The 3,711-nt window shown below is 74.8% G+C and carries 2 protein-coding genes; one reads left to right on the forward strand and one right to left on the reverse strand.

All coding sequences use genetic code 11. The features are described 5' to 3' along the window. Positions 1 to 107 precede the first annotated feature (107 nt). Positions 108 to 3,344, reverse strand: a complete 3,237-nt coding sequence (locus EBO15_RS46995; protein ID WP_122200155.1) for a BTAD domain-containing putative transcriptional regulator — start codon at positions 3,342 to 3,344, stop codon at positions 108 to 110. Positions 3,345 to 3,448: 104 nt separating this feature from the next. Between EBO15_RS46995 and EBO15_RS42885 the strand changes: the two genes are divergently transcribed. Beyond that, the coding region (locus EBO15_RS42885; RefSeq protein WP_147481920.1) for a hemerythrin domain-containing protein at positions 3,449 to 3,711 on the forward strand (263 nt) is incomplete at its 3' end.

A 3,711-nucleotide genomic window follows, 5' to 3' on the forward strand; every position in this document is an offset into this window, starting at 1 on the left:
CTGGCAGCCCAACGCCGAGAACGCGCCCGCATCCGCAGCCAACGCCAACAACGATGGGGCCGCCCCCGCAGCAAAGCCGCGTGACCAAACCCGGCAAACCTTCCCGGTCAGCGCACTAGGTGGTCGTTCCGGGAGCGGGACTCGGCGGCCCAGTGCGGGGCGTTCCATTGGTCGGCGATGGCGGCGGCCCGGGTGAAATGGGCGGCGGCCTGGGCGTCGAGGCCGAGGAGGACGGCCAGCTCGCCGAGGGTGTGGGCGACGGGACGCAGCGCCAGCGCCAGGCTCTCGGCGCCCGCCGGGGGCCCGTCGCGGTGCGGAAGCAGCGCCGCGTAGACCTCCTCGGCGGCGTCGCGGTCGTCCAGGGCGACGACGGCCATCGCGCGCAGCGACGTGAGGAAGGTGAAGAAGAAGTCGGGACGGATCGGGCCGGGGGACGCGCGGACCTCGCGGGCCTCGGCGTCCAGGCCGTTGGCGTGGAGGGCGAGCGCGAGCAGGTCGGACGTCATGGGGCCGAGGGCGGTGTGGAGGGCGCGCACGTCGTCCAGGTGCTCGCCGAGTGTTCCGGCGTTCAGCCAGAGCGTGGCCAGGGCGAGTTGGAGGAAGCCCACGGCGTGCACCGATCCGGCGCGCCGCATGCCCTCGTCCGCCTGGTTGTAGCGGAGCTCGGCGTCGGCGAGCCGGCCCTCGATGAGCGCCAGGGCCGCCAGCGTGATCTCGGCGACGTCGATCGCCTCGCGCATCCGGTAGGCGCGCGCGATCTCCAAGGCCTCGGTGGTCACCCGGCGCAGGGTGGCCGGGTCGTTCGCGGCGGCGGCGACGCCGGCGTGGTTGAGCAGCCCGGTGACGCGGTAGACCGGCAGGTCGTGCTCGGTGCCGATCCGCACGAGCTCCCGGCAGAACGCCGCGTCGCCGTGGACCCCGGCGAGGATCTCCAGCGCCGCGGCCCGCAGCCGGGGTTCGGTGGCGAGGTCGAGGGCCTCCCGCGCCGCCTCCGGGACGGTCGGGTCGTCCTCGCCGACCAACTCGTTCGCGTACGCCGTCAGGAGCCGGGACCGCACCGGCGGGGACAGGAAGCGCTTCAGCAGGCGGCTCAGCCGGTCGACGATGGGCCGGTCCACCGTGCCGTACGTGCGGGCCTGCCAGGCGGTCGGCTCCGTCCACGCGGTGAACGCGGCGATCATCAGGTCGTCGCGGCCGAGGGACTCGGCGTACTCGACGGCCTGACGGCGTGTCTCGCGGGCGGCTCCGACGGCTCCCGCCCGGATCTGCGCGCGCAGCAGCCTGCCGAGCAGGTCGACGCGTTCGTCCGGTCCGGTCGAGTGGGCGACGGCGTCGGTGAGGAGGTCGGCCGCGACGTCGTGGGCGTAGCGGGCCTCGGCGAGCTCGGCGGCCTGGACGCAGTAACCGACGGCCTTCGGCGAGCCGGCCCGCGCGTAGTGGTGGGCCAGCGCCGCGATGTCGTCGGTGCCTTCCAGGGCGGCGGCGATCCGGGCGTGCATCCGGGTGGTGCGCAGTCCGCTGAGGTCGGCGACGAGCGTGTCCCGCACCAGGGCGTGGACGAAGCGGATGTGGCCGGGGCCGGGCTCGTCGAGGAGCCCCGCGATGACACCCGCGTCGAGCGCGTCGAGCACGCCGTCCTCGTCGGTGTCGGCGGCCTTGACCAGGACGTCCACGGAGCTCTCGCGCCCCGCGACCGCGGCGAGCCGCAGGATGGACACGCCACCTTCGGGCAGCCGTGACAGGCGCCGGCGAAGGACGTCCCGCACGCCCTCGGGGACCTCGGAGAGGGCGACCAGCGCCCCTTCCCCGTTCAGCAGCCGGGCGCTTTCCCGCACGTAGAACGGGTTGCCGCCGGTGCGCTCGGCGATCCCGGCGACGGTCTCGTCGTCGGCGTCGCACTCGTTCCGGACGAGTCGCGCGACGGCCGTGTCGTCCAGGCCGGGCAGGGCGAGCCGGAAGGGCGTGACGCGGGCGAGGGACGCCAGCGTCTCGGTGAGGTGACCGCTCTCGTCCGCCCGGTACGCGGCGATGATCAGGATCGGGGCGCGCAGGCCGAGGCCGCCGCCGAGCAGCTCCAGGGTTGCGGCGTCCGCCCAGTGCAGGTCGTCGAGGACGATGGCGACCGGCCGTTCGGTGGCGGCCGCCGCGAGCCACTTCCATACGGCCTGGCGTAGGCGGAACCGTCCCGCGGTGGCGTCGCTGCTCACCGCAGTGGTGTCGGTGAGCAGCGGCGCGAGGTCGTCGGCGAACTCGCCGGGGGAGGTGGTCGCGGCGACGGCCGTGAGCGCCTCCGTCCAGGCCCACGCGGGCGGGGCGCTGTCGACCTCGGGGCAGCGGCCGACCGCGACCAGCCATCCGTCGCGTTCGAGCCGCCCGCCGAGGTGTTTCAGGAGCGTCGACTTGCCGAGCCCGGCCTCGCCGGTGACCAGCGCGACGCGGGCTCCGTCGGCGGCGGCCTCGGCAGCGGTCTCCAGCAGGGCGGACAGTTCCGCCTGGCGTCCAATGAACGGCGCATCGCGGACGGGAGCCGTCCCCGGGAGCGGCATCGCCTGTGGCGGTGAGGCGGGCCGCGGGGGCACGGTCGCGTGCAGGAGGTCGGTGCGCTGAGTGAGGATCGCCTCCTCCAGCGCCGTCAGGTCCGGGCCGGGATCGAGCCCGAGCTCCTCGCTGAAGATGCCGCGGGCGCGGCGGAGCGCCGCCAGCGCGTCGGCCTGGCGTCCGCTGCTCCACAGGGCCAGGGCGTGCAGCCTCCAGCCCTCCTCACGCAGGGGCTCGTCCCGCGTCAGGCGCTCGGCCTCGGGAACCACCGGGGCCGGATCGCCGACGCGCAGACCCGCCGCGACGTGCAGTTCCCTGCCGACCAGGCGCAACTCGTCCAGCCGGGCCGTCTCGGCGGCCGCCCACGGCTCGTCGGCGACCTCGGCGAACGCCGGCCCCCGCCACAACCCCAGCGCCTCGGCGAGCCGGGCCCGGGCGGCGCGCGGATCGGCCGCCGCGCGGCCCTGGTCGAGCAGGCCCTCGAACCGCCACGCGTCCACCGCCTCCGGCGGCAGCCGCAGCGCGTAACCGGGGGACGCGCTCACCAGCAGCCGCGCCGGAGTGCGCGGCGCGCGCCCCGGCTCCAGCAGCCGACGCAGGTTGGACACGTACGCCTGCAAGGACGTCAGCGCCCGCGCGGGCGGCTCGCCGCGCCACAGGTCCTCGATCATCCGGTCGACCGGCACGACCTGCCCGCGCGCCGCCACCAGCAACGCCAGCACGCTCCGCTGCCGAGGCCCGCCGAGTTGGACCGGCTCGCCGTCCGCCTCGGTCGCGAACGCGCCCAGCACCCGGATGAAGACCATGATCCGCACATCGTATGCGGACGGTTCCATGTCGGTTCCAAGTCCCCTCCAAACACCCGGGAGCAGCCTTTACCTCGTCGCAACCGACGAAGGGCGAGGAACCGATGAGCGTCGACACCCAGGACATGGAGATCATCCACCGCGTGCTCCGCCGCGAGTCACGACTGCTGGTGAAGCTCGTCGCGGACGTCGCCCCCGGTGACACCGCTCGCGCCAAGGTGATCGCCGACCACTTCCGCGTCTACCGGCTGGGCCTGAAGAACCACCACGAGGGCGAGGACGAGCTGCTCTGGCCGCCGCTGCTCGCCCGGGTGGACCTGGACGCCGACATCGTCCTGCGCATGGAGGCCCAGCACGAACGCGTCGC

The sequence above is a fragment of the Actinomadura harenae genome (assembly GCF_003696215.1).
GTDB classification, from domain to species: Bacteria; Actinomycetota; Actinomycetes; order Streptosporangiales; family Streptosporangiaceae; genus Spirillospora; species Spirillospora harenae.